This window comes from Phaeobacter piscinae (genome assembly GCF_002407245.1).
GTDB lineage: Bacteria > Pseudomonadota > Alphaproteobacteria > Rhodobacterales > Rhodobacteraceae > Phaeobacter > Phaeobacter piscinae.
The window spans coordinates 134,192-158,824 of record NZ_CP010681.1 but is presented as its reverse complement, the minus strand read 5'-3'; the positions used below and the strand labels follow the sequence as shown (position 1 = coordinate 158,824).

At 57.3% G+C, this 24,633-nt stretch carries 25 protein-coding genes and 2 tRNA genes; 4 read left to right on the top strand and 23 right to left on the bottom strand.

What is annotated here, in order from left to right; all coding sequences use genetic code 11:
* Window positions 1–678 precede the first annotated feature (678 nt).
* From phaeop14_RS19610 to phaeop14_RS19835, 17 genes are all read right to left on the bottom strand, one after another.
* Window positions 679–1,032 carry a hypothetical protein gene (locus phaeop14_RS19610; protein ID WP_145957384.1) on the bottom strand — a complete coding sequence of 118 codons (354 nt, stop codon included), beginning with the start codon at window positions 1,030–1,032 and terminating at the stop codon, window positions 679–681.
* Window positions 1,033–1,141: 109 nt separating this feature from the next.
* Complete coding sequence (locus tag phaeop14_RS20040) at window positions 1,142–1,231, bottom strand: hypothetical protein (RefSeq protein ID WP_420874968.1); 90 nt, start codon at window positions 1,229–1,231, stop codon at window positions 1,142–1,144.
* A 166-nt stretch (window positions 1,232–1,397) separates the two neighbouring features.
* Window positions 1,398–1,472: transfer RNA gene (locus tag phaeop14_RS00685), tRNA-Phe, on the bottom strand.
* An 81-nt stretch (window positions 1,473–1,553) separates the two neighbouring features.
* Window positions 1,554–1,736 carry a DNA gyrase inhibitor YacG gene (locus phaeop14_RS00680; protein WP_040178049.1) on the bottom strand — a complete coding sequence of 61 codons (183 nt, stop codon included), beginning with the start codon at window positions 1,734–1,736 and terminating at the stop codon, window positions 1,554–1,556.
* Window positions 1,733–2,755, bottom strand: a complete 1,023-nt coding sequence (locus phaeop14_RS00675; protein ID WP_040178050.1) for a ribonuclease E/G — start codon at window positions 2,753–2,755, stop codon at window positions 1,733–1,735. The genes phaeop14_RS00680 and phaeop14_RS00675 overlap by 4 nt, the downstream gene beginning before the upstream one ends.
* On the bottom strand, window positions 2,752–3,333 hold the full coding sequence (locus phaeop14_RS00670; protein ID WP_096788450.1) for a Maf family protein: 582 nt from the start codon (window positions 3,331–3,333) through the stop codon (window positions 2,752–2,754). The genes phaeop14_RS00675 and phaeop14_RS00670 overlap by 4 nt, the downstream gene beginning before the upstream one ends.
* A 200-nt stretch (window positions 3,334–3,533) precedes the next feature.
* Window positions 3,534–3,752, bottom strand: a complete 219-nt coding sequence (gene infA, locus phaeop14_RS00665; RefSeq protein ID WP_005978431.1) for a translation initiation factor IF-1 — start codon at window positions 3,750–3,752, stop codon at window positions 3,534–3,536.
* A gap of 84 nt (window positions 3,753–3,836) precedes the next feature.
* Complete coding sequence (locus phaeop14_RS00660) at window positions 3,837–4,715, bottom strand: carbon-nitrogen hydrolase family protein (protein WP_096788449.1); 879 nt, start codon at window positions 4,713–4,715, stop codon at window positions 3,837–3,839.
* A 22-nt stretch (window positions 4,716–4,737) separates the two neighbouring features.
* The gene (locus phaeop14_RS00655) at window positions 4,738–5,328 is read right to left on the bottom strand and encodes a GNAT family N-acetyltransferase (RefSeq protein ID WP_096788448.1); all 591 of its coding nucleotides are present in this window, start codon (window positions 5,326–5,328) and stop codon (window positions 4,738–4,740) included.
* Window positions 5,328–5,723 (bottom strand): ketosteroid isomerase-related protein, encoded by a 396-nt coding sequence (locus phaeop14_RS00650; RefSeq protein WP_096788447.1) that lies wholly within the window; start codon window positions 5,721–5,723, stop codon window positions 5,328–5,330. Before phaeop14_RS00650 ends, phaeop14_RS00655 begins: the two co-directional genes overlap by 1 nt.
* Entirely contained in the window at window positions 5,720–6,178 is a 459-nt protein-coding gene (locus tag phaeop14_RS00645; protein ID WP_014873302.1) for an arsenate-mycothiol transferase ArsC, read from the bottom strand. Before phaeop14_RS00645 ends, phaeop14_RS00650 begins: the two co-directional genes overlap by 4 nt.
* Window positions 6,179–6,181: 3 nt before the next feature.
* A complete protein-coding gene (locus phaeop14_RS00640; protein ID WP_024095680.1) occupies window positions 6,182–6,661 on the bottom strand; it encodes a UPF0262 family protein in 480 nt (159 codons plus the stop codon).
* 162 nt (window positions 6,662–6,823) lie between these two features.
* Complete coding sequence (gene hisD, locus phaeop14_RS00635) at window positions 6,824–8,125, bottom strand: histidinol dehydrogenase (RefSeq protein ID WP_096788446.1); 1,302 nt, start codon at window positions 8,123–8,125, stop codon at window positions 6,824–6,826.
* 69 nt (window positions 8,126–8,194) lie between these two features.
* Window positions 8,195–8,734, bottom strand: a complete 540-nt coding sequence (locus phaeop14_RS00630) for a GNAT family N-acetyltransferase (RefSeq protein WP_244905793.1) — start codon at window positions 8,732–8,734, stop codon at window positions 8,195–8,197.
* A complete protein-coding gene (locus phaeop14_RS00625; RefSeq protein ID WP_096788444.1) occupies window positions 8,734–9,210 on the bottom strand; it encodes a DUF2948 family protein in 477 nt (158 codons plus the stop codon). Before phaeop14_RS00625 ends, phaeop14_RS00630 begins: the two co-directional genes overlap by 1 nt.
* Entirely contained in the window at window positions 9,210–10,481 is a 1,272-nt protein-coding gene (murA, locus tag phaeop14_RS00620; protein WP_096788443.1) for a UDP-N-acetylglucosamine 1-carboxyvinyltransferase, read from the bottom strand. The genes phaeop14_RS00625 and murA overlap by 1 nt, the downstream gene beginning before the upstream one ends.
* Before the next feature lie 6 nt (window positions 10,482–10,487).
* Window positions 10,488–10,667: a hypothetical protein gene (locus phaeop14_RS19835; protein WP_096788442.1), complete on the bottom strand. Its 180-nt coding sequence runs from the start codon at window positions 10,665–10,667 to the stop codon at window positions 10,488–10,490.
* Between the two features lie 85 nt (window positions 10,668–10,752).
* Between phaeop14_RS19835 and phaeop14_RS00610 the strand changes: the two genes are divergently transcribed.
* The 3 genes from phaeop14_RS00610 to phaeop14_RS00605 all read left to right on the top strand — a co-directional run bounded on the left by phaeop14_RS00610 (window position 10,753) and on the right by phaeop14_RS00605 (window position 12,581).
* Window positions 10,753–10,827, top strand: a tRNA-Thr gene (locus phaeop14_RS00610).
* Window positions 10,828–11,245: 418 nt separating this feature from the next.
* Window positions 11,246–11,608 (top strand): hypothetical protein, encoded by a 363-nt coding sequence (locus tag phaeop14_RS19605; protein ID WP_145957383.1) that lies wholly within the window; start codon window positions 11,246–11,248, stop codon window positions 11,606–11,608.
* A gap of 352 nt (window positions 11,609–11,960) precedes the next feature.
* Window positions 11,961–12,581: a hypothetical protein gene (locus phaeop14_RS00605; protein ID WP_040171582.1), complete on the top strand. Its 621-nt coding sequence runs from the start codon at window positions 11,961–11,963 to the stop codon at window positions 12,579–12,581.
* A gap of 7 nt (window positions 12,582–12,588) precedes the next feature.
* Here phaeop14_RS00605 and phaeop14_RS00600 read toward each other — a convergent pair whose 3' ends face one another.
* A complete protein-coding gene (locus phaeop14_RS00600) occupies window positions 12,589–14,472 on the bottom strand; it encodes a DUF3131 domain-containing protein (protein WP_244905792.1) in 1,884 nt (627 codons plus the stop codon).
* Between the two features lie 800 nt (window positions 14,473–15,272).
* Between phaeop14_RS00600 and phaeop14_RS00595 the strand changes: the two genes are divergently transcribed.
* Entirely contained in the window at window positions 15,273–18,722 is a 3,450-nt protein-coding gene (locus phaeop14_RS00595; RefSeq protein ID WP_244905791.1) for a trifunctional glycoside hydrolase family 18/polysaccharide deacetylase/glycosyltransferase family 2 protein, read from the top strand.
* 100 nt (window positions 18,723–18,822) lie between these two features.
* On the opposite strand, the gene phaeop14_RS00590 is transcribed toward phaeop14_RS00595, so the two are convergent.
* The 5 genes from phaeop14_RS00590 to phaeop14_RS00570 all read right to left on the bottom strand — a co-directional run bounded on the left by phaeop14_RS00590 (window position 18,823) and on the right by phaeop14_RS00570 (window position 24,614).
* Window positions 18,823–20,148 (bottom strand): ABC transporter permease, encoded by a 1,326-nt coding sequence (locus phaeop14_RS00590; RefSeq protein WP_096788439.1) that lies wholly within the window; start codon window positions 20,146–20,148, stop codon window positions 18,823–18,825.
* Window positions 20,145–21,065 carry an ABC transporter permease gene (locus tag phaeop14_RS00585; RefSeq protein ID WP_040178065.1) on the bottom strand — a complete coding sequence of 307 codons (921 nt, stop codon included), beginning with the start codon at window positions 21,063–21,065 and terminating at the stop codon, window positions 20,145–20,147. Before phaeop14_RS00585 ends, phaeop14_RS00590 begins: the two co-directional genes overlap by 4 nt.
* A gap of 13 nt (window positions 21,066–21,078) precedes the next feature.
* Entirely contained in the window at window positions 21,079–22,191 is a 1,113-nt protein-coding gene (locus phaeop14_RS00580; RefSeq protein ID WP_040171590.1) for an ABC transporter ATP-binding protein, read from the bottom strand.
* A gap of 153 nt (window positions 22,192–22,344) precedes the next feature.
* A complete protein-coding gene (locus tag phaeop14_RS00575) occupies window positions 22,345–23,469 on the bottom strand; it encodes an ABC transporter substrate-binding protein (RefSeq protein ID WP_040171592.1) in 1,125 nt (374 codons plus the stop codon).
* Between the two features lie 305 nt (window positions 23,470–23,774).
* Window positions 23,775–24,614, bottom strand: a complete 840-nt coding sequence (locus phaeop14_RS00570; protein WP_040171594.1) for a DMT family transporter — start codon at window positions 24,612–24,614, stop codon at window positions 23,775–23,777.
* Between the last annotated feature and the right edge of the window lie 19 nt (window positions 24,615–24,633).

Sequence of the window (24,633 nt, the reverse complement as noted above, 5' to 3'; positions counted from 1 at the left end):
AGTCCCTGCTTCATTTTTTGCGTTTGGTCGTTTTTACTGTGGCCTTTGCTGTAAACTTGCAAGCTCCTCTCTACGGCGTCTACGCCACTGAAAGTGGCTTTGGAGCAGTGGCTGCGACAATCGCATTTTCGGCCTATGTTGGAGGACTTACGCCAACGCTTTGCTGTTGGGAGGTCTGTTTGACAGAAGCGGACGGCGGATCCCGATTGGGTTGGCGTTAGTGCACACTACGACGACGACAATTGTCTTTGTTTCGTGGAAACGAAAGACAGCGATCCCTGCAAGAATTTCCAACGTAAACGAGGGCCGACGGAGATATGACAGCAGGTGATGCTGGCCTCATCAAGAGGGCCACATTTGGCTGCCGAAACTATCGCAGTAAGCGGTTTCCCAGGGCGCAGCTGGATCTAAATAGGCGGTCTTGTCGTCGGCGGCTTTGATCCTCCGGACGGCTCGGCGATGCGCTCATGATCATTGTCAGACCGACTGTATGCTGGCACGCCGCGTAGAGTGGATCTGTCCATGGTCCTTTTGTCCAGTGCCGTGCAACCTCGCTTGCGGCAGTCAAAAAGAGAGACAGAGCGATGGAGAACGTCGCATTCTACACTTGGTGCAAAAGACCCGCCGATCCGCATGCCCATGTCCACACCATTGCAACCAGCCATCGCATCTCGTCGTCTAGCTTCTCAAGTTGTTGCTGAAAGAAGCAGATGTTTCAGCAGGAAGTGAAAACCTCTCTGAAACTCCGGCATTTCGGTCGTAGCAGACGTTGGCAATGGGCGAACTGATCTCAAGACCTTCTTTGGCCTCTGCAGAGTTAAAAACAGCCCAGACAGTACCGAAGATTCGGATGATGCTGAATTCAGTCAAACCAGGCTTGATAAGCGCATCACAAAAGGCGTTGGCGTCTGCTTTTGTGTAGTCAGATAACCGTTTGCCGCCGCATAGGCCGATCACATAGACCAAGGAACGATGCGCTGCCCTCTCAAACGTCTTTGGACGTCCGCGCCCCTTGAGGCGGACATATGTCAACACTCCCTCGGAAAGCGTTAGAACGTCAGGTGTGACTAATTTAAGAATCGGTGGAACCTAGACGCGATAGAACGTGGCATAGCCAATGCTCCCCAGGCAACTCAGCATCTTAAGATCTGAGGTGGTACCAATACACATCCAACTTCACAGATGCGCCGCTAGCCCTAACCAGTGCAACGGCACGTGATCGGGTTCTCAGAGAGCAGGAATAATGTGACCTGAGATCCTTAGGAACGCGCCGATTGAAATAAAAAGATACCCTCTTTGAGGGAGAGGTACTTAGCGGATATGTTCTCCAAAATGCTCTACGCTTCGCCTTGCCATATGCAAAAGCGGATATAAAATAAAAGGTTAGACCGGATAAATGGTGCCCGGGGGCGGAATCGAACCACCGACACGAGGATTTTCAATCCACTGCTCTACCCCTGAGCTACCCGGGCACGGGAAGGCTGTTCGCCTTGGGTGTGGGCCTTCTATGACGTGTGCATGACCGTGTCCAGAGGCTTTTTCAAAGAAATTCGCTAATGTTTCATTTCGCGGGAATTTGCGGCTTCTTCCAGAGCGTTTTCAATGTCTTCCGGGTCTGTGCTCGGGGTTGCGTAAGCGCCGTTCAGCCACTTCGCAAGATCAATGTCAGCACAGCGGCGCGAACAGAACGGGCGGTAGTCCTTTTGGGTTTCCTCAGCGCAAATCGGGCAGCTCACGCCAAGACCTCCTTCAGCGGGATGCGGCCACGTTTCCGCTGCAACTCAAAGTGGCCAAGCGTGGTCCACCCCACCAATACCGTGTCTTCGCTATCGCTGCGGAAGCTGGCCCGCAGAGCCGTTTCAAAGGCGCGGCGATCCTTCTTGGGCATGGGAGCGGGATCGATCACAATCTGCCCCCCTAGCCCGCGCAGGCGCAGGGCCCGGGCGAGGGATTTGGCGCAGGCCATGTTCGCCTTCACCCCAGCGGCCAGCGAGGTGTCCGCGCCAGTGTTCACATCCACTGCAACCAGGGCGCGGGTCTGTTCGATAAACAAAAACGCGCCGCCGCTGAGAGGTTCGCGAATACCCCGCACTGTCTCAAGAGCATCTAGCACGCCCAGACGTTCAAATCCGCCAGCCTCGCGCTCAATATCTGCCGGATCGGTCCAGTCACGCCACGCCAACAGGTGTGGTGTATCGCCCTCTGCCAGGACCTCTGGCCCGCTACCAGCATCCTCAAGCACTTGGGACGCCAGCGACACCATGGCGAGAATGTCTTCTTCGATATCGGTGCTGTCAGCGCCATCGCAAGCCGACCGCAGGATCAGGCCATAACCGCTGCCGCCTATCGCGTCATGAGCAATTTCCAACAAGCGATCGCGCTCCTCCTCGTCACGGATCGAGCGGGAGATATTGAGCCCGGGTGCCTCGGGTGTGACGATGGCGTAACGGCTTTTGAACAGCAACTTTTGAGAAACAGGCAGTGCTTTGCCCGCCTCTGCATAGCCCGTCAGCTGGACCAGCAACTCCTGTCCGGGCGCCAGACCTTTGACTTGGCGTAAAAAGGCAGGACCATCCGGCGTTGTCAGGAACATGCCTCCCTGCCCCTTGACGGGTCGATCAGCCCGGGCACGGTAGATCGTGCCGGGGGTCGGCGCATCGCTGTCGATCAGCAAATCCTCAAGCTGGCCATCCACCATGAGTGCGGCGGCTTCGCGGCCGTCGATGTGGTCGAGAATGATTGTACGGCCCTTCATGCGGCGGCCTCCTTGTTTGATGTCCAGCCCGCCCCGCGCAACAGGGCAGCAGTTTCGGCCAATGGCAAGCCGACAATTCCCGTAAAAGATCCATTGATCCAAGGGATAAGCGCCCCCGCAGGTCCCTGAATGGCATAGGCACCCGCCTTGCCCTGCCAGTCCCCGGTCGCGAGGTAGCCGTTCAGCTCTTCATCCGAGAGCCGCTTCATCTTCACAGCACTCACCACATCGCGGGACCAGATCCGATCCCCCCGTCGTACGGCGACAGATGTGATCACCTGATGACGGCGGCCGGACAGGGCCAACAGAAATTGGGCGGCCTCTGCAGCATCTTCCGGCTTTCCGAGGATCCGACGCCCAAGGGCGACAGTTGTGTCGGCACAAAGGATCACATCCTCTGCAGCGGCAGAAATAGCCTCAGCTTTCTGGCGGGCAATGCGAGCGCAATAAAGACGCGGCAATTCCCTCGGCTTTGGCGTTTCGTCGATGTCCGGCGGGCAGACCGCATCCGGGGTGATTCCCAATTGGGCCAGTAGCTCCAGCCTGCGCGGACTGCCCGATCCAAGAATGAATGCCATGTCTGGCCCTTTTGTCCTATGGCGCAGCGGGGCTGCACTTAATGTTGGCTTTGGCCCAGTCATATCCGGTTCATCAAGGCTGAAAAACCCCAACTGGTGATCGCAGTGGGTGCGTTCAAATGACACTTGGTCGATTGCAGGCGCCCCAAAACAAAAGCCCGGCTAAGGCCGGGCTTGTGTTACTTGATGGATACCAGCGCTTATTTGAAGCGATAGTTGATCCGTCCTTTGGTCAGATCGTATGGTGTCATCTCGACCTGTACCTTGTCGCCAGCCAGAACGCGGATGCGGTTTTTGCGCATCTTGCCTGCCGTATGTGCGATGATCTCATGGCCGTTTTCCAGCTCGACCCGAAACGTCGCATTGGGCAGGAGTTCCTTCACGACACCGGGAAATTCGAGCGTATCTTCCTTGGCCATGTTATCTCCATAATGATGGTTTCCCGCGAGTCTGCGGGACGTGCGCTTAAATGAGCGCTTTTTCCCTGATTTTCAAGGGCGCAATCACCGCAGCGGACATATTGTGACTGTTTTCCCCGGTTCGGACCTTTCATCCCAATGGGTTCGGTTGCGTACGACACCGTTGCGGCGCACCTCGGCGATTGCTTTGAGGTCGACATCAGCATAGGTCCAGCCCGGTTTGTTCAGCACCCCTTCGGCCAACACGCCGGTGGCCGGGAATCCTGTGTCAGGGGGGCCGAATATGCCGCCCATGCCAGTGTTCTGGTCCACTGCTTCGGACCAGTCAGCGGGGCCGACGATAGATGACATGACTGAAACACACTGGTTTTCAAGCGCGCGGGCCATGGCGCCAATGCGCACCCGCCAGTAGCCCGCCAGCGCCTCCGTGCAGGACGGCACCAGCAACAGATCCACATCTGCTAGCGCGCGGCCCAGCAGAGGAAACTCACTGTCGTAGCAAATCAGGATACCAATCTTTCCCAGTTCGGTGTCAAACACCCTGAGTGCATCTCCACCGGTCACATCCCAGGGGGCGCGTTCGAACATGGTCATGATCTGTTTGTCCTGAACTCCCTTGTGTCCATTCGGCGCATAAAGGGTCGCGCGGTTGACAGGACGTATGCCGCCATCAAAAACCGGCGCAGATGCACCAAGGATATGCACATTGAATTCAGCCGCGAGACGCAAGTGCAGTGCATCAACATCCGGTATGCGCCGGGAGACCGCATGTAAGGATCGCTCCAGATCGCCCGCCACCGCGGCGCCGTCCAAGGTAGCCAGTTCCATCGCGCCATACTCGGGAAATACCAGAAGATCTGCGCCCTCCTCTGCGGCCTCCTGCACCCATCGGGCGATCTTTGCCTCATAAGCGGACCAGTCATCAAACCAATCAAGGGGATAGGCAGCGGCAGAAATTTTCATCAAAGGGTCCTATTCATTGGTGTCAGGTCAAACGGCGAGACCAAAACTGAAGCGGTTTTCGGGTCTCGTCCACCTCTCCCACATCCAGCCAGGAGAAACCGGCGACCACGCCGGGCATGGGTTCATAACCGCGCTTGCGCCAGAAATCATCCAGAGCGCGATAGTTCTGCGGTTTGGCCGGATGGTCAGCCGGTCGCTGCACGCTGCAAAATGCCGAAACTGCATAGCCAAGCTCCCTGGCATGCGCCTCCCGCAGGTCAAAGAAACGGTGCCCTAAGCCCATTCCGCGATACTCCTGCAAAAGAACAGATTCGGCGCAATAAAAGACGTCCTTCAGCGCCAGACCGGTCCCTTCGAAAGCGGCTGCAAAATCCTCGGCATGATCAATGAGAGGCGCGCCGGTCGAGGCACCAATCAACCGCTCCCCGTCCCAAGCGCCGACCACCACAGACTGGTCACTGTCCAGATAGCTTTGAAGATAGCTGCGTTCATAAGCCAGATCCCCATCGTAGAGATAGGGCCAATCCCGGAATACAGCGATCCGCAGGCGGGCGACGTCGTCCATCGCCTGCGCCAGCGCTGCGCCGCGCAGGCTCTGCAGACGCAACCCCATCAGGCTGAGACCTGTGCCATCCAATCCGCAAGGTTATAGTAGGTCGTCACACGCGTGATCTTGCCATCTTCCAGATCAAAGAACGACCCGGCAGGCAGGCGATAGGTTTGCTGATGCGCCTCCGGTAGCCCTGCGTCTGTTTCAAGATAGGTGCCGTTCACGACATACTCAGCGGCCGCGCGTGTGCCATCTTCGTTGGCGAACACCACCATGTCGGTGAGGGATTCATCATAGCAGCGGCTCATGTGGTTGCAGAACTCCGCAAACAGCGCCTTGCCGATGCGGATCTTGCCCTCATTCACATGGTGGGCCACGTCGTCCGACAGGCACTCAAGCATGGCATCGGTGTCTTTTGCGTTGAAGGCCTCGAAATAGCGGGTGACGGTGCTGTTCATTTTATCTCCAACGGGTTGCCCCAGCGCTCTGTCAGGCGCTGGATAATCTGGGATCGGGTTTGCCTGTAACTGTCTAGCTTGGCATCCCGGGTTTCCCCCAGTCCAGTTGGGTCCATAATTGGCCAATATTCGACATCAAGGTGGAAAAACCGCGTCAGTTCCAGCGCCCGGCGCTGACTGGCGGGGGACAGCGCCACCACCAGGTCGAAGGAGGACAGGTCGTCCCCCCACTGTTCCATCTCGTCGAAGGACCGTGACCGATGGCGCGAAAGTTCCACACCAATCTCCTGACAGACCGCGATGCAGAAGCCGTCAATCTCCATGTCGTTCTTGACGCCGACTGACTGCACATAGGTGCCGGAGCCATAAAACTGTTTCATAATCCCCTCTGCCATCGGGGATCTGACCGCGTTGTGGTCACAGCAGAACAGGATCGACTGCGGCAACTCGCTCACGCTTCAGCCTCCAAAATGCAATACGCAAATCAGGGTGAAGAGACGGCGCGCCGTGTCGGTATCAATTTCCGCCTTGCCCTCCAGCCGCTCCTGCAAGACACGGCTGCCTTCGTTGTGAATACCCCGACGGGCCATGTCGATGGTTTCGATCTGACTGGGCGGCAAAGTTTTGACAGCCGTAAAGTAGCTCTCGCAGATCTGGTAGTAGTCTTTGACCACCTGACGGAACGGCGACAGGGACAGGTGGAATTCCGCCGCCTTTTCGCCAGCCTCGGAGGCAACATCAAAGACCAGCCGTTTGTCGCGGATGGCAAGCCCCAGATGGTAGGGCCCCTCAGGCGCTGCTCGCTCACCGCGCGCCGGTAGCGCAAAACTGTTGTCCTCGATCAGGTCGAAAATCGCGACCCGACGCTCCTGCTCAATTTCAGGCGTCGGCGGCGGCAGGTTGCGGTCATCAAGGTCGATTTGGCTGATGCGGCTCATGGGTCAGGTCTCTGTGCGCAGATTATGTAGATAACTGACTAGCCGATGGTCGGTGCCACGGCAATCCGCAGGGCACAGTTGTGCCGTAACGATGTGCCAGCGCCACCATCCATACGCACGGGCAGCCAGCAGCCTGCCTCCCCTCACTCCTGCTCCCTGTGCTCAGCGGTTCAGTCGATCCAGGCGCGCCCGGATTGACAGGCCATGCGCTTCCAGGCTTTCGCTTTTGGCCAGCGTTTCGGCTGCCGGGCCGATTGCGCGCAACGCTTCCGGCGTCATTTCGCTCAACGTGGTGCGCTTCAGGAAATCCATCACCGACAGGCCGGACGAGAACCGCGCCGATCGGGCAGTTGGAAGCACATGGTTCGGCCCGCCGATATAATCCCCGATCGCTTCGGGTGTGTACTGACCAAGGAAAATCGCGCCGGCGTGAATGGTTTTCTCACTGAGCGTACGAGCGTCCGCAACGCAGAGCTCCAGGTGTTCCGGGGCGATGCGATTGGACAGCTGTGCTGCCACATCCAGATCAGGCACAACGATCACCGCGCCGTAGTCCCGCCAGCTGGGGCCGGCGATGGCGGAGCGGTCCAGTGTCTGCAGACGCGCCTCTACCGCATCAGCCACAGACCGGCCAAATGCCTCGTCATCTGTAATCAGGATCGATTGCGCACTTTCATCGTGCTCTGCCTGGCTGAGAAGGTCGAGCGCAATCCAGTCGGGATCGTTGTCCTTGTCCGCAATGACCAGAATTTCCGACGGGCCAGCAATCATATCAATGCCGACCTTGCCAAAAACCCGCCGTTTCGCTGCCGCGACAAATGCATTGCCGGGGCCGGTGATCTTGTCGACTGGAGCGATAGTCTCAGTTCCATAGGCGAGGGCCGCTACTGCCTGCGCGCCGCCGACACGGTAGATTTCATCGACACCGGACAGGCGGGCCGCCAGCAATACCAGCGGGTTTATCTGTCCATCCGGCGTGGGAACCACCACTGCCAGTCGTTCGACACCCGCCACTTTCGCCGGAACTGCATTCATCAGGACCGACGACGGATAGCTTGCCAGACCACCCGGCACATAGAGACCAGCCGCCGACACTGCCGACCAGCGCCACCCGAGTGAAGCCCCGGCGTCGTCCTGCCATTCGGCGTTCTGAGGCATCTGCCGCACATGATAGGCGCGGATACGCTCCACCGCCAGCTCCAGCGCGGCGCGTTCCTCAACCGATACGTCCTCAATCGCGGCATCAATCTCAGCGTCCGAAATGCGCAGTTGATCCGCAGTCAACGGCAAACGGTCGAATTTCGCGGTCAGCTCAATCAGCGCCGCATCGCCACGGGTTCGCACATCCGCGATGATGTCGGCGACCACCGCATCCACATCGGGGCTGTCTTCGCGTTTTGCCCCCAGAAGGGTTGCAAACGCCTGATCAAAATCAGCATTGGACGCGTTCAGAAAAACGGGCATTATGGCTCTCCTTTGAGCCTGCAATATAGTCCCCTGCCCGCAGTCTCAAGATGGTTGCACATATTGACGTCAGTCAAGCGCTTGCCGCGCAAGCGACGGGATTGCATCTGCCGCCAGAGCATTATCCAACGGGCATAGCATCAGCACATCGTTTCTCGGCTGGCCCTCCACGACAACAGAGCGCGGGCGCAGGCCAAACGGACGGAACCCTGCGTCTTCATAAAGCCTCCGCGCCGCATGGTTTTCCTGATCCACGCATAACTCCACCTGCTTCAGCCCCCGCGCGCGGGCCTGATCCAGGACCCGTGTCAAAAGGGCTTTGGCCACCCCCCGACGCTGATAGGCCGCTGAGATGTAGAAGGGGCCAAGATCCGCTGTATGCGACAGGCGCGACAGTCCGCCCTGACGCAAAACCGCAAAGCCCACCAATTGATCGCCAAGGAACGCGCCCCAGTAAGCACCGCTCTCAAACCCGTTGATCAGGCTCGCATCCGGGGTGCCATCCGCCTCTTCTGCAGTCATCAAGAAAGAGGCCGGAAAGGCGGTCAGACCTTCGCGCCACAAGACACGAAGATCGGCAAGATCAGCGCCCACCAACTGGCGCAGCATCATGCCTCGTGCCGAGGAGCCTGCCCGGACGGCGCCTGATAGGGACGTGTTACATCGCGCAGGGTGACCTCAACCGCCTCCACGGCAAGCCGGATGGCCCCATCACCGGCAAGGGTCAGAACAATATGCCCGTCGCCATCAGATCCCGGCTCAAAACTCAGCGACAGCAACGACAGAATAAGGTCGCGCTCCTTCCGATCAACGCCCTGCGAGGCCACCGACAACACCTGATCGACGACCAGCACACTTTGCACCCGTTCATAAGGGCGACCACGCTTTTCGGCAGAATCTTTGTCTTCCCAGCGGAACCGGTTCAACAGCAACGCAAAGCGCCGCTCCGCAGGTCGCCAGCTGATCTCCGTCACCGGAAACACAGCATCCTGCGCGAGCGCGGCAATAATCTCCAAATCCTCAGCGCCAAGCGCGCCAAGGTTCAGCGGCGCCTCGCGCCCGTCATCGAAGGTTGCATCTGACATTACTGCTCCTGGATCCGTTCAATCTTGGCACCGACCGAGGACAGCTTGCGCACCACATGTTCGTACCCACGATCCAGATGATAGACACGGCTAACGGTTGTCTCACCTTCAGCCGCAAGACCTGCAAGAATCAAGGAGACCGAGGCCCGCAGATCGGTCGCCATCACCGGAGCACCTTTCAGTTTTTCGACGCCCGTTACCGTGGCATGACCACCCTGAACGTCAATCTGTGCGCCCATACGTATCAGTTCCGGTGCATGCATGAACCGGTTTTCAAAGATCTTTTCTTCCAGGACACTGGTCCCTTCAGCGGTACACATCAGCGCCATCATCTGTGCCTGCAAATCGGTCGGAAAACCGGGGAAGGGTTCAGTCACGACATCTACCGCTTTTACCCGGTTGTCACCGCGGCGTACCGTCAGGCTGTTCTCATCCTCGGTAATTTCAACCCCAGCCGCCTCCAGCTTGTCGCAGAAGGCTTCGATCAGGGATCGTTTGCCGCCCAGCAGCTCCACCTCGCCACCGCAAATGGCAGGCGCCAGCATATAGGTCCCCAATTCGATCCGGTCGGTGACAACCGGATGCGTGGCACCATGCAGGCGATCTACACCTTGGATCGTAATGGTGGATGTCCCCTCACCTTCGATCTGCGCGCCCATTTTACGCAGGCACTGTGCCAGGTCGACAATCTCCGGCTCACGCGCCGCGTTGTTGATAACAGTCGTTCCCTTGGCCAATGTCGCGGCCATCAGCGCATTCTCAGTGGCGCCGACGGAGACCAGCGGGAAGTCAATGACCCCGCCCTTCAATCCGCCCAGAGGCGCCTTGGCATGAACATAGCCATCCTTCAGATCCAACTGCGCCCCAAGCGCCTCAAGCGCCTTCAGATGCAGATCCACCGGTCGCGCACCGATGGCGCAGCCGCCGGGCAACGAGACAACAGCGTGACCATCACGCGCCAGCATCGGGCCCAGCACGAGGATCGACGCCCGCATCTTCCGCACGATATCGTAGTCGGCGGTGTGATTGTTGATGTCATGGCTCGACATGGCCAGCACTTGGCCATCCTGCAGTGTTGAAACCTCGGCCCCCAGTGACTGCAACAGCGTTGTCATGGTGCGAATGTCAGAAAGCCGCGGTGCGTTTGTCAGTGTCAGCGGCTCCTCGCTCAGCATTGTTGCCGGCATAAGCGTCAGGCAGGCGTTTTTTGCACCCGCGATAGGGATCTGCCCTTTCAGGGGGCCATTCCCCGTCACCAAAATCGAATCCATCTGCCTTTACTCCTTAGAACTGCCTGTTGTGGGGTCGTCTGCCGGACCGCCGGTTCCGTCATCTTTGACCGCACGCGCCTTTGCCTGGGCCTTGCGACGGCCCATATTCGCCTTCAATGCGGCCTTCAATCGATCTTCACGCGTGGGCGCCAACCCGCCATTTTTTGCTGTTTTCTTCTCTGCCATAGATCTTCTGTACCGGAGTGTGAAAAAACCGTCCAGAATGCTCTTGCGCCCCAGTTCGTTTATGCCTAAAAGCCCCCTCACCGGCGCTGCTGTAGCTCAGAGGTAGAGCACTCCCTTGGTAAGGGAGAGGTCGAGAGTTCAATTCTCTCCAGCAGCACCAGTCTCCCAATCAAAGATATTTCAGATACTTAGATGATGATGCATCTATTCTGAGTGCTGTTCGCCATGCGTGGTCATCTACTTGCGCCCGGCGTTTTCGACCTTGCCCATGAGGCGCAGTTGAGACCCTCGGGGCAAAGCGAAACCAACCTCTCACGCATAGATCCGAATCGAACTGACACTGCAGCGGCGCTTGATTCGGGCAGACTGTTGTTCACTCGGAAACAACGTCACAGCTTACTCACGACTGTCAGCGGTTAACCGCCATTGAATCAATTTGTCTGCAGTTTCTAGCGCGCGAATCGCATCGGTTAAGGCGGATTTTAATTTTCAACCTCCAGTCTGCCCCTGAAGGCTCACCCCATTGCAAGCTCGGGGCGGGTAAGCGGCCGCAATAGTCATTGGTGCAGGAGGGTTGAATGACAGATACAAAACAACATTGCCCGGCTGCGCCAAGACTGTGGTTATCGACAGTTTCGCTCGGTACCAAACGCCAAACTGACAAACTAGGTCATTCGAGTCACGCAAAAAAATGGGGGCCGCTGCAACGGTTTTCCAAGCACTATGCCACACGGCAGATCATACAGGCACATACTCGATGGCTCTGGCCACTCACTCATTTTGACACGGACAAAGGCGTCTGGCTGTCGAAGATTTGCGGCTCCGGCGACGCGGCGGAACTGGTCAGATCGCCGAGGTTCTCTCGGTTCAAATCATGCTGGAAACGACGATGGTGTTTCAGCGTGATTGCCGAGCGACAAAAAGATCAAGTGGCCTCCTGAAGCTGCTCCGCCTGAAATCCGCTTATTCATTGGAAGGATCCCGCCAATTCCAGTGGGCTCCCTTTGAGCGCGATGCAGCAGTTGATGTATTCGCATTGCTTCAGTCGTAAGGCGCTGAAGACCCGCCCCACCACAAGGGGCAGATCAACGCCTCGCGATCGAGATTCTGAAGGTTCGGTCCGCAAACCACCAAAAGACGCACATTCCCGCTGACAGGGCACAACCAAACCCGATCGCCACCAATGCGTGCCGACAACCAGTCGGTACGTCTGGCGATCACAAGAGACACTAGCGAGCAGCCTCATCCGGGCAGCCGCGAGAACCCGAGGCTGCCCTCGATAAGGAACATGTCATGTCGACGATGTGGAACTCCATTTTCAGAAAAACCGCCGTAGTCGCTGCTGCTCTGACCGTGATGAGCGTTTGCGCCGGTATGCTGCCCGCTCAAAGCATCAATAACAATATCAAGAGCCAACTGGACCAGTTTGTCCGCCGTGGTACCGAAGTCAGATTCGAGGGCTATCTGACGGGTTATAGTTATTGGGATAACACTCCCCCTGGCAGTGCTGCCATCGCGCGCCCGGTCCTGCGGCGTCAGGCCGGGGGAACCGGGACATATAATGACCCAGTCACCATCGCCGTGGGTCATGCCATCCGACGGGGACGCCAGACGTTGGATTTTCCGGCAGGCACGCGATTCTACATAGAACGCCTGCGCAAATACGCCATCGTGGAAGACGTCTGCGGTGACGGTCACCAACCCCAAAATGGCCCTTGCCATACCGGCAAGAATGGTCGCCCGTGGCTTGATATCTATATCGGGGGTAAGCGCAATTCCGTACGTGATACAGAAAGATGCATGAACCGGTTGACCGGGATGCAGCCGATCCGCCTCAACCCCCGACGCGGTTACCCGGTGGCACGTGGTGAGATTTCAGCCAGCGGATGTCAGGTTTTTGGCCCGGTGAGCTGACACTGCTCTAGCGGGTGCGGCGCTTCAGATGCGCCAGCGCCTGCAAGACGATCCCATTTGTGTTAAGATCGGCATGGTTTTTCATTTGGGTATATCCATCAAGGAACAATCCACTGCTCATGCCAAAACCATCAATCCGGGCTTGCTCTCGTGCCATATCCAGCATTTTACGGGTGTGCCTACAGGGTCTTACCGCGTACCAAAGATAAGCTGCCTTGGTCGAGAAAATTCCATAGGGGCTGCTGGCTACCGGCTCAAACACAACCTCGCGCCCCTTACGATAGCTGACGTTCCAACGCGTTTCATGACCCAAATCGAAGCCTTGGTAGACAAACCAGGGTGACGTGTCGATTGGCGTCTCAGATGGCGCGAGCAGCTGCCCGGTCTGGTCAAAGTGGTGCTTCATCGCACCCAGAAAGACATCCGTTAGAACGGCGCATTCCGCAGATGGCCCCAGCTCCACGTATTCGAGCAACAGCGGCTCAGTTGGCAAGATGCCAATTTGGTCGACTGCATAGAGCAGGCTAACCGTTCTGTCGGCAACGGTTTCACCAACAAACGCCTCCCGGTAGGGAGAGCGGGTGTCCGACTGGCCCAGAGCTGGCAAAACCCGGGTCTGATAGTGCGCACAATGTGACTGATAAGATGATTGGATACGTGTCTTAAGGATATTGTTAAGGACACCACCCTGCATCAAACCCGCAATCCGCCACTTGCTCATCAGCTGCGCACAAGCGTCCGCAAGCGCGGCATGCTGCGCCGCCCGGGTAACTGCGCTGGTAAGCCGTGCGAAATCACAAGCATCGAACCCTCGCCTCTCAATTGAAGCATCCCGGACATTGATCAACGTTGGCGGGTAGGCCACATCGGCATCCTGAATAACCGGCAGCGATGCCATGATTTTTCTGATCCGGCGATAAATCCTCTCAGCTGGCGCCAGCTTCAACTCCACTGCTGCCAACAAGCCGAGGATCAGGCTCCCGACATCCCACATTGTGATTTCGGAGTTGTTGAAGGACTTGCCGTTGATCTGCTTTCTAACTGTCAACGCCAATCCGGTGGCATTCATTTCTGCCTGCTCAATATAGCTATAGGCAAGCTCGGCATCAGCCATCATAGCGGCATCGAAAACAGGTGACTCCGGCGCCAGGCTGCTCTCACGTAGCGTGCTTCGCGCTTCGAGCAGCAACTCATGTGCGGGATCAACTATCCCTGTGGGATAGTTCAGGCAGATACCGTTTGCTGCTGGCACTTTGGCAGAGAGCCGACTGATCGTTTGCACCTTATGGACAAAGACCGTATCCGGGTGGCGCACATCGCCACGTTGTGGGGCGACATCATCTGCAAGAAAAATCGGACCTTCGATCGGCTCTCCATCAGGTCCCAGCCCTGGAGCCCCGAGCCGATGCTCCGCTCCATCACGGGTTTCGACCAGAAATGTACCATCGGCACGGCGTTCGCCACCGCGCACAAAGGTCACACAGTCGGTGCCTAGCCGCGTCCGCGCCTGATCCAGCAACCCGTTGTGTCCCTCCGCATCGCCCGGAAACTCCGGCAAAATAACATAGTGCCTGGAGTGGTTCGGCAAGAAGGCACAGCACCGTTTGTAAATTTCGCGCGGCAAAACAGACAGAAGATATCCTGATAGCCGCGCACGGTTAACGCTTGCGGCAATGCGCTGACCAACCTCATAGGCACGAGCCGGGTCAATCGGCAACTCGGCAACATCCACGGCAAGAACAGTGCCATCCCCCAACTGGGAAAACAGCTTTGATGTCATCCTCTCTTGCGCAGACCTCAGATCCAGGCGCGCCTTCAATGGCAGCATCAACACGGCAGCAGGGCCAAGCAGCGCCTCGCGTTCAGCTGCCTCGACCGCATCATAGATCACGGTCGTGCACCCCCCGGTCCGCAGGCCGTCCTGCCGCAACTCGCCCGCAAGCTCATTGGTCGACACCGTCGAAAAATGCGCTGGCTGAGCGGCGGCCGCCATGGCACCGGGCAGCTGCTGATCGATTTGCGAGCGCAGCCCCCAAAGGCTCCGCGCCTTAAAATATCCCGTCTTGCGCATCAGATTCCGCGATACAGGAACGATCTCGACAAATGTCCGATTTTGGGAGGCGGTGTCACTCAGCATCGCCAGAAGAGGATGGGTGCTATCCGGTGTGTGCTTGGCAAAGTCTTCGAATGCGACCTCAACGGATAGGGCGACCCCCTGTGACAGAAACGCAAAGATCAGAGAGCCAAGCGCATTCTCCGGCAGCGACGGATGTACACCCGTCAGCAAAATGGAAAATGCACGTATCCCCTCAGCCCTGTCAGTCTGTGCCAGGGCTGGCAAAGACGTGCTCAGCAGGCCACTTGTGGCCAAACCCAGAAAATCGCGGCGTTTCCACGGCATTACGTTGTCCAATTTTCTGGTTCCGGCGGTGTTTACCATAACGTGCAGGATACAGGATGCCCATCTTGAATTATAATTAGGACTTTGTTAAAAACTTAATTAGCGGACGCGGAATCAAAATGGTTCGCGCGAAAGTGATTCTGGCGAAAATCGCCTGCCCCCCAAACGAACGAATGGAAAAGTAACACGTTATTTGAACGGGTTGGCAAGCGATGCATACGACGACCAAAAATCGGACGGCACCAAGGGTAGGGAAACGCAGAGCAATGCCTTCTGAGTCTGCAGCTCGTGTGCACAAAACATTTCCGACCGAAATTCTACCGGCCGAGATGACCGTCTCGACCGACGCCCAGAGACAGATATTCAAAGCTGGTAATGCAACACGTCCGTTCCTGGCTGCCTTGTTTATTGCACTGGGGTTGGCACTGGCCGCGGCAATGATCATCGCGGTCACGCAGAGCGTCATCACTGAATTCAAACTCGCGCGTCCCTTGTTTCAGTCCAACCGACCGGCAGATACAATCGACCCAGACTGGCGCCGGTTCCTGCCGCAAAACGACAGTCTTGAAGGTGATGGTGGTTATGACCAGCTGGACAGCGATGATCCGAGCGTTGCAACGGCGACAAGAAACAGCTGCCAGACGCCCCCTCCCAAGGCCCGCAGCGCCAGTAATAACCCCTCAACACTATATGCTTTTGTGACGGCCGATCTGGAAGACGTATCCAATTCCGTTCAACGGACCTGCGACACAATCAATGTGTTTGTTCCGGAGTGGTTGATCATCAGTGACGAAGGGATCGACTGGCTGCAATCCGGCAATCAGGAATTTGGTACACCTTACGTCGTACGAACCAATCCGTTTGGCGATCATCCCATCCAGCCGTTGATGCATGTTCAGGCCAGCGCGCTTGAGGAAGACAGTAGCCGACACTGGTCAAAAACCGCTGAACTCGCAACTCGGCACGGTTGGTCCGGTCTATGTTTCGATATGCGCCGGTTGGAGGTGCAGAACCTACGAGAGGCGCTGACCCAATTGAATGGCGTGCAGGATGATTTCTCGGCCAGAAACCTTGAGTCCTGCGCCGTCATTGCTCCTGATCAGATTGAGGCCCTTTCCTACGGGGTCGCCTTACCTGACCGGGTCATTTTACCGGCGGTTCAGAACAGCTATCGGCTTGGAATATATGAAGAGTCACCCGCACCTTTGGACTGGTTCCAGACTGTGCTGGAACGCGCGCGCAGTACCATTCCCAAAGACAAGCTGGTGATCGGCATGGCGGCCGGCGGCGTCCATTGGACAACTGGCGCGCCCGCACCTGAATTCATCAGCTACGCAGATGCCATGTCTCAGGCGGATCAATACGGAGCCTTTGCAGGCTACGCGCCTGAAAAAGGCCATGGATTGATTTCCTACATGGATACACACGGCGAGCGGAACATGATCTGGTATCTCGATGCCGTCAGCCATTACAGCCAGCTTTTGAGCATTGCGGAGGCTGGCATCGACGGCGTCGCCATTTGGGGTTTGGGGCAGGAAGATCCCTCCATCTGGCCCCTGCTCGCCAAAGAAGACATTCTTTCGGACAGTGCTTTTAACACGCTACGCCACATTGATCTGAACAGCTTTGTCTCATATCGCGGCGTGGGGCCTTTTTTGCGATTCACTCAAAAAGAGGTCTTCGGACGTCGCCATGTGACACGGGATCCCGAAACCCTGATGGTGACCGATGCGGTCACTGATCCATTGCCGCTGCCAGTCATTGCTAACCGCTACGGTACCCTTCCAGACAAATCCATCCTTCTTACATTCGATGATGGACCCGCTCAGGACCACACGCAGGATATCCTCAATATCCTCAGCGATGCCAAGGTGCCCGCAACCTTCTTCATGGTGGGTAACCAGATGTTCGAGCAAAAGAACGTCGTTGATGCGTTGGCTCGGTCCGAGTTTGATTTTGGCCTCCATACCTTTTCTCATCCTCGGATTGACCGATCTTCTCCGGCGCGAGTTCAGGTGGAACTGGCGTTGCAGTCTCGGATTTTCTCCTGGTTGACAGGCCGCACACCCGTGGTGTTTCGCGCGCCCTACATGCGCGGTCCCGGACCGCTTGAGGGCGATCTAGCGCGCCGGCTGAAGACCATCATTGACCAGCGCTATCACCTTCTGGGTGCCGATATCGTGCCGCCCGATTGGCGCAGCCTCAGCCCCAAGCAACTGGTTGACTACACGCTGGACGCATTGGATGGCAGCGGTCAGGTCCTGCTGCTGCATGACGGCGGCGGCGCCCGCAGCAACACGATCAGCGCACTGCGCCTGCTGATCCCTGAGCTGAAGGCGCGCGGCTATCAGTTTCTGACACTGAAACAAGCCATGGCAGGGGTCGGCAGCCCCTATGAAACCCGTCAGGCTGCCAGTCTCGAACCGTTTGAGGCGCTTGCCTTCACCGGTTTTGGAAATAGCGCAACATGGGTGGCCTTCCTGGTGCCCTTCGCGGTGCTGCTCGGGGTCATTCGTGCACTTGTTTTGTTTGTAATGGCGATCCGGTCCCGCCGAGCCGACCGTGCCGACCTGCGCCATCGTACGGGTGATTTCTCCGCCCCGGTCACGGTTGTGATCCCCGCTTACAACGAAGAGAAGAGCATTCTGAAGACAATCTACAGTGTGCTTCAATCAGACTATCCAAATCTGTCGGTGCTGGTGGTGGATGACGGATCAACCGACGACACACATGGGCTGGTGAGCAAGACCTACAAAGACAATCCAAACGTCCAGATCCTGCGCCAACCCAATGGCGGCAAGTGGAAGGCCGCCAATCTTGCCTTCTCGCATGTGACAACGGACTATGTCGTCGCGATCGACGCCGATACTATCGTCGCACCGGATGCAATCCGCCGTCTGATGCAGCCCCTGCGCAACCCCAAGGTCGGCGCTGTCGCCGGCAAGATCATGGTGGGCAATTCGAACAACCTGCTGACCAAACTGGAAAAGCTGGAATACACCGTTGCTCAGAACATTGACCGTCGTGCCTATGAGACGATCAATGCGATCATGGTGGTCCCCGGCGCCTTTGGTGCCTGGCGCACTGAAGCAGTGCGCAAATGCGGCTATTACTCCAGCCAGACTTTGGCGGAAGACACCGATCTGACGATATCGCTTCTGGAGCAGGGCTATGAGGTCCGCGCGGCCGAGCGTGCCTATGCCTACACCGAAGCGCCAGCCTCTGTTGGCACCCTGATGAAACAGCGGATGCGCTGGTCCATTGGTATTCTGCAATCCGCCTGGAAGCATCGCAGCACCATCCGCAAGGGGCACGCCGTCGGCTTGGTCGGCCTCACCGATCTTGTGATCTTTGGGGTGATCATGCCCCTGCTTGGCCCGATCATCGACCTGTTGCTGGTGCTCATGCTGGTGCGGTTTGTTTCCAGTTTTGATGGAACCACCTTTGATGCCTTCACAATGCGCGATTGCGCCGTGCTTTCTATCTTCCTGGCATTGCCGCTGCTGGAAATGATCATGGCCGACTATGCCGTGCGGTCAGAGCCGACCATGCCGCGGTCCATGGTGTTGCTGCTGTTGCTGAACAGATTCATTTACCGCCAGCTTCTGATTATAAATGTCTACCGTTCGCTGTGGCGGATCCTAACAGGGCGGCTGACAGGTTGGCACAAGCTGCGCCGATTCGGGTCTGTCCAGGCGCCTGTCCGACCCACGGTTGCCGCCCGGGCGCGCCTCGGCTGACCCAGGCCCGCTGTTCCAGCAAGTAACCAAGGCATTGCACAAAGAAAAACCTGCCCAAGCATGAGGCCTGGGCAGGTTTGTTGTTGGCAATGACGACGTATCAGTTGTCGTCTGACGTGTTACTACCGGAGAGCGCATTTGGATCGAAGGCCCCTCCGAAGGCGGAGCTGCCGCCTGTCGCGGGCGCTGGAGCGCTGCTTTCGTCTTCGCCGTCGGATGTAGCTGCATCACCGCCCCCGAGCGCGTTGGGATCAAAGACCCCGCCGAAGCCAGAGTTGTTCCCACCGCTGGGCGCGGGCTCAGATGTTGTTGCCCCACCAGCATCAGACGCACCGTTTTCGGCCTCTTCCGCAGCCCGGCGGGCCGCTTCATCGGCGCGACGCTGGCGCAGTTCCTGAATACGCAACTCCGTTTCCAGGCGCTTCTGCTCTTTGACCTCCGCGATACATTGGGCCGGGCTATAAACAGTCGCAGTTCCGACAATCACGATGGTGAAACAGGCAACCCCAACCAACCCGAGAGCTGCCCAGTTGGAACTGAGAAACCCCGGAAGCCGCAGACGACCGCTCTCAAGCTCTTCTACCGTCGCATCCTTACGCGCAGCCGCCACGAGTTCCCGTCGACGAATTGTCGCCTCGTTGAACAGCGCGGCAAAAACTGTCAGCACAACAATAATGAATGCCAGGGCAGAGATTGCCGGTGTGATGCCATAGCGCACCTTCTGCGCGAGCTCGATGGTGAGCGTTGGATATTCTCCGAAGGTGAAGGTGGTGGTGTTGTAGTTCTCGAAGCTGGCGAGAAAGGCCAGGACCGCTGCTGATGCAATTGCAGGCTTCATGAACGGCAGCAGCACCTTGCGGAACGCCTGCGCATGGGTGGCCCCCAAATCAAGCGCTGCCTCGGTCAGCGCGATATCATAGCGCTGCAGACGGGCCACCAGCACCAGCATGCAGTAGCTGGCAATAAAGGTGGACTGACCAATGATGGTCAGAAACAGACCGTTCGACAGGAAACTATCTGCCCCCAGCCCGACCATGCGATTGATGCGATCCCAGAACACCAGTGTTGAGATACCAATCACCACACCGGGGATCAGGATTGGCGCGATGATTACCGTGTAATAGGTGGCACGCAGCTTTGGCCAGATCTGGGTCAGCATCAGCGCCCCCGCTAGGCCCATCGCAACCGACAACACGACGGTACCCGCCCCGACCAGGATCGAATTCTTGATCCCGTTCAGAATACGTTCGTCCTGGAACAGCGCCGAAAACCATTCGAATGTCAGACATTCCCATGGCGTCGCCTGCGGAAATCCAGGTGAGTTGAACGCCGTGACCGACATGATCACCAGCGGCCCCAGCAGGTAGGCGAAGAAAATCGCCAGATAGAACCAGACGCTCAGACGCAGAAAGGAGAGGTTTTTCATTTGCCGATATCTCCCATGTTCACCTTGAACAGGCGCATGACGGCCAGAACCAACAGGATACAGGTCACCAGAAGAACAACTGCATAGGCAGCACCCTGTGGCCAGTCGCTGTTGTCATTGAACTGCTGATAGATCAGCTGTGTGAACCACAGGGACGACGGCCCGCCAAGGATCTGCGGCGCAGCCAATGCGCCCGCCGACAACATGAAGACCATAGTGCAACCCGAGCTGATACCGGGCTTGGCATAGGGGATGACAACGCGCTGATGGATCTTGGTCCAACTGGCCCCCATATCGCGGGCAGCCTCAATCTGGTTGCGGTCCAGACTCTCGATCACATTGTAGATCGGGAAAATCATCAGCAGGATGTAGGCATACCCAAGCCCTGCATAAAGCGCGATATCGTTCCGGATGAAATCAAACGGGGTGTCAAACACTCCCATCCCGACCAGTGCGGTGTTCAAGACCCCGCTTTCGCCAAAGATGATACGCAGCGCAAAGGCCCGCAGGATTTCGTTGATCCAGTAGGGAATGATCAGCATCAACGCGAAGATGCGGATGTGATTGCCCTTGGTCTGCGCCAGATAATAGGCAATCGGATAGCACAGGATCAGATTGAACAGTGTTACACAGACTGCCGCGACCAGCGTGCGAAAGAACACGCGCAGATCCACCGCATTATAATCCTGACCGCCGCCCTCGGGGCCAAAAACCAGATATTTGTAGTTCTCCAGCGTATAGACATCTTTCGGCCCGCCGATTTCTGGCGGCGGCAGGTTTGGCCGGAATGAAAAGTCGAGCATCGACAGCTGTGGCAGGATGATAAGACCAATCGTCCAGAACAGGACGAGCCCCAACATCACAGAGCCCAGCCCATAGCCGTTGCGATTGAAAAATTCCCTCAGGAATCTTGGCATGGTCCGGGCCTCCTTATTCTGCGGCCAATTCACCCGCGGGTACGATGACAGCGTTCTGCGTCTCGTATTCCAGGGTGATTGTCTGGCCTGTGTGATCTTCAAAGGATTGGCCAAGGTTGGGGATTGAAACCTTCAACTCCTTGCCCCCGTCGCCCTCCATGAAGATATTGAAGGCATTGCCCTCAAATTCCTCGTGGTTGACCTTGGCGCTGACCACATGGTCGCCAGTGGCGCCCTGCGGTGCCAGGGCAAAGGCCTCCGGGCGAATGAACATCATCGCGTCATCCCCCTCTTTCATCTTGCCCTGATTGGCAGAGGAAATTCGTGCAACCAGATCACCCGACCGGTTGGTCGCGATGAGTGCCTCATTGCCCATCACCCGCTTGACCTTCCCCCGGAATACGTTGTTTTCGCCCACAAAAGACGCGGCAAAGGCTGTTGCGGGGTCGTTGTAGACCGCCTTGCCATTGCCGATCTGGTCGATCACCCCGGCGCGCATCACGGCGATATTGTCTGACATGGTCAGCGCCTCACCCTGGTCGTGGGTGATGTAGATGAACGTGATGCCGACACGTTGCTGAATCTCGCGCAGCTCCGTCCGCATGTGCTGACGCAGTTTCAGATCCAGCGCTGACAGCGGTTCGTCCAGCAACAGAACATCCGGTTCGGCGCATAGCGCGCGCGCGATAGCAACCCGTTGACGTTGGCCACCAGAAAGCTCCGAAGGCAGTTTGTCGCCCTGCCCCGGCAGCGCGATCATATCCAGCAGCTCATCTGCGCGCTTGCGACGCTCCTTGGCCGAAGCCCCCCTGATTTCCATCGAAAACGTGATGTTTTCCCAGACTTTCATCAGCGGAAACAACGCAAGATTTTGGAAAATCAGGGCGGTTGGACGCTTGTTCGGACCAATCCCGCGCATATTGTTACCACCGATCAGAACATTGCCTTCGCTTGGCTCCAGAAACCCGGACACCGCGCGCAAGATGGTCGTCTTGCCACAGCCAGACGGGCCCAGGAACGAAAAGAAATCGCCCCCATTGATTTTGACATTCGCGTCGCGCACAGCAACGAAATCTCCAAAGCGGATCCAGAGCTTCTCAAGATCTACGCCTACCCCAGCACTCATGTGGCCTCTCCCTCGGTGCAACCGTCCGTTCGGAGGCGAACCCCCGGCCGATGCAGATAGCATCCGGTTGATAATATGTTGAATTTACGCCCTCAGGCGTGTGGCTGGCCCCCGCATGAAACGGGAGCCAGATAGGGTCGCGCGATCAGGTAATCAGGCGCTCTTGAACTTGTTGACGAATTCGGTACGCACATCCGCATACCAGGGAGCCTCAGCAGGCCAAGGGTTCAGATTGGCCAGGCTGTTGCCCGGATAGGCCTCCGCGAAGTTTTTCTTATAGACATCGCCGGAGTAATCATCGGCCTTCAGCACCGGTGAGTTGTAGCCGTGGCTGTCGATGGCCTTGCCCGCAGGTTCCTGCTCGTAAGCATAATCGATGAACGCATAGACCTGCTCTTCGTTCTTGGCACCAACCGGCATCGACATCCCGTCGACCCAGGCCATCGCCCCTTCAACCGGCGCCTGATAGTGCACAGGTTCGCCTGCGGATTTCAGCGCCAGCGGCGGACCATCCCAAGTCTGGCCAACAACGACACCTTCGTTCAGCAGACCATTCTTCTGCGAATCCGCGTCGTTCCAGATCAGCTTGATGCGGTTTTTACGCGCCACGCACCAATCAGTGACCTGGCCCCAGACCTTGCGCATGGTCTCTTCGTCATCATAGGCCGCCCAGATTGAGCCCGGCTCCATTTCACCGGAGGCTTCCATATAGAGACCTGCGCCCAGCATCATCGAATGCGCGCGACCCATGGTTTTGCCTGCGTTTTCTTCGCTCCAGACATCGCCGTAAGACGGCGCATCCCCGGAAGGCAGCCATTTGTCTGTACGGTAGGCGATGCCCTCAGTGCCCCAGATATGCGGCAACCAATGCGCGCCATCATCGTCGAAGTTCCAGGCGTCGGTACCGATCTTGGCCATTGCCGGGTTCACCGCATCCATATTGACCTTGTTGAGATCGAATGGCTTCAGCAGCTCCAGCGGCCCCCACTGCAGGGACCGGTTGTTGGTCGGCGAAACGATATCGAACCCCTGACCCTTCGTCGCCTTCATCTTGTTGATGATTTCTTCGTTCGACCCGATACCGGTGTAATTCACCTTGATCCCGGTCTTGCCCTCAAACCCGGCGATGAACTCGGGCGGCAGGTAATCGGACCACATCAGAATGTTGATCTCACCGGAGGATGCCAGGGCGCTCTTGGAATAGAGTGGTGCTGCCAGCGCTGCCGCGCCTGCCCCTTTCAAAATGGAACGGCGGGTTACTTTGGACTTTGCAGTCATCTTGTTTTTCTCCCTATGGAACTGTTGGTCGTTTGTTTTTGCTTTTGGTGGTGAAACTCTGCGGAACGCACTCCTGTTGCTACAGTGACAGATTCAGAATTCGATAAGGCCAGACGATGTCGGGCAAAGACACTTATGGGGCCAGTTTTAGCGCTCCACCGTCAACGATCAGACCAAAGCGGTTACCCGCTTTTCGATGATGATGCCGACTCTCATATTGTTTCACACCGATCAGTCTGCGCCTCGAAGGCCCCTCACGTCAACGCTGCAACACTGTGGAAGCGTTCACAAAATCGCCGGACTGCTCAAACCGCCATGCCGATAAGCGCAACCCCGACCGCCATCAGGACAGCCGCCCCGAGGCGGCGCTTCCAATTGCCCTCTTTCAGGATCAGGAAACCAATCAGCGCGGCGAAGATGACCGATGTTTCGCGCAAGGCCGAGACCGCGCCCAGCGGCGCAAAGTTTTTAGCAAACAAGACCAACCCATACGCGCACATCGACACCAGACCGCCCGCAATTCCCAATGCCCAAACTTTAAGCGGCAATCCCGGCAAGGTCTCTCGCTTTCGCAGGATGACAAACACCGCGACAAAGATGTGCAAAAAGGCACCCCAAGCCCAGTAGCTGACGGTATTCTGTGACAGTCGCACCCCGACACCATCAACCAACGAATATACCGAAATGCAGAATCCGGTGCCCAGCGCGTACCATAGCGCACCCCGCCCAACACCGGATCGCAGCGCTTTCCAACTGCTGAGTTGGATTCCCACCGCAATAAGCGCAATCCCGAACCAAGCCTGTAAGGGCAGCATTTCTCCCACGAAAATCATCGCCCAGAGCGAAACCAATGCAGGCACAATTCCGCGCGCGATCGGGTAGACCACGCTCAGGTCGCCATGCTGATAGGCACGCCCCAGCATGTAGAAATACCCGAAATGCACGACGGTCGAGAGGCCGATATAGGGCAGGCTCGCCACCGCAGGTAATGGCAGCGACACCACCATGACCGCCCCGGGAAGAACATGACCCAGCGCGACCAACCCCAATGTCGTGGTCCGATCTGTTGCGGTTTTGACAATGGCATTCCAGATCGCATGCAGCAACGCAGCCGACAGGATAATGGCGATCACAAATGGAGTCATGTCAGGCTTTCAGATCTGG

What these genes read in the sequence shown, in the direction of transcription:
- phaeop14_RS00675 (WP_040178050.1), bottom strand. Translation starts at nt 2,755, where the DNA reads ATGAAGGGCCGTACAATCATTCTCGACCACATCGACGGCCGCGAAGCC.
- phaeop14_RS00670 (WP_096788450.1), bottom strand. Translation starts at nt 3,333, where the DNA reads ATGGCATTCATTCTTGGATCGGGCAGTCCGCGCAGGCTGGAGCTACTG.
- infA (WP_005978431.1), bottom strand. Translation starts at nt 3,752, where the DNA reads ATGGCCAAGGAAGATACGCTCGAATTTCCCGGTGTCGTGAAGGAACTC.
- phaeop14_RS00660 (WP_096788449.1), bottom strand. Translation starts at nt 4,715, where the DNA reads ATGAAAATTTCTGCCGCTGCCTATCCCCTTGATTGGTTTGATGACTGG.
- phaeop14_RS00655 (WP_096788448.1), bottom strand. Translation starts at nt 5,328, where the DNA reads ATGGGGTTGCGTCTGCAGAGCCTGCGCGGCGCAGCGCTGGCGCAGGCG.
- phaeop14_RS00650 (WP_096788447.1), bottom strand. Translation starts at nt 5,723, where the DNA reads ATGAACAGCACCGTCACCCGCTATTTCGAGGCCTTCAACGCAAAAGAC.
- phaeop14_RS00640 (WP_024095680.1), bottom strand. Translation starts at nt 6,661, where the DNA reads ATGAGCCGCATCAGCCAAATCGACCTTGATGACCGCAACCTGCCGCCG.
- hisD (WP_096788446.1), bottom strand. Translation starts at nt 8,125, where the DNA reads ATGCCCGTTTTTCTGAACGCGTCCAATGCTGATTTTGATCAGGCGTTT.
- phaeop14_RS00630 (WP_244905793.1), bottom strand. Translation starts at nt 8,734, where the DNA reads ATGCTGCGCCAGTTGGTGGGCGCTGATCTTGCCGATCTTCGTGTCTTG.
- phaeop14_RS00625 (WP_096788444.1), bottom strand. Translation starts at nt 9,210, where the DNA reads ATGTCAGATGCAACCTTCGATGACGGGCGCGAGGCGCCGCTGAACCTT.
- murA (WP_096788443.1), bottom strand. Translation starts at nt 10,481, where the DNA reads ATGGATTCGATTTTGGTGACGGGGAATGGCCCCCTGAAAGGGCAGATC.
- phaeop14_RS19835 (WP_096788442.1), bottom strand. Translation starts at nt 10,667, where the DNA reads ATGGCAGAGAAGAAAACAGCAAAAAATGGCGGGTTGGCGCCCACGCGT.
- phaeop14_RS19605 (WP_145957383.1), top strand. Translation starts at nt 11,246, where the DNA reads ATGACAGATACAAAACAACATTGCCCGGCTGCGCCAAGACTGTGGTTA.
- phaeop14_RS00605 (WP_040171582.1), top strand. Translation starts at nt 11,961, where the DNA reads ATGTCGACGATGTGGAACTCCATTTTCAGAAAAACCGCCGTAGTCGCT.
- phaeop14_RS00590 (WP_096788439.1), bottom strand. Translation starts at nt 20,148, where the DNA reads ATGAAAAACCTCTCCTTTCTGCGTCTGAGCGTCTGGTTCTATCTGGCG.
- phaeop14_RS00585 (WP_040178065.1), bottom strand. Translation starts at nt 21,065, where the DNA reads ATGCCAAGATTCCTGAGGGAATTTTTCAATCGCAACGGCTATGGGCTG.
- phaeop14_RS00580 (WP_040171590.1), bottom strand. Translation starts at nt 22,191, where the DNA reads ATGAGTGCTGGGGTAGGCGTAGATCTTGAGAAGCTCTGGATCCGCTTT.
- phaeop14_RS00575 (WP_040171592.1), bottom strand. Translation starts at nt 23,469, where the DNA reads ATGACTGCAAAGTCCAAAGTAACCCGCCGTTCCATTTTGAAAGGGGCA.
- phaeop14_RS00570 (WP_040171594.1), bottom strand. Translation starts at nt 24,614, where the DNA reads ATGACTCCATTTGTGATCGCCATTATCCTGTCGGCTGCGTTGCTGCAT.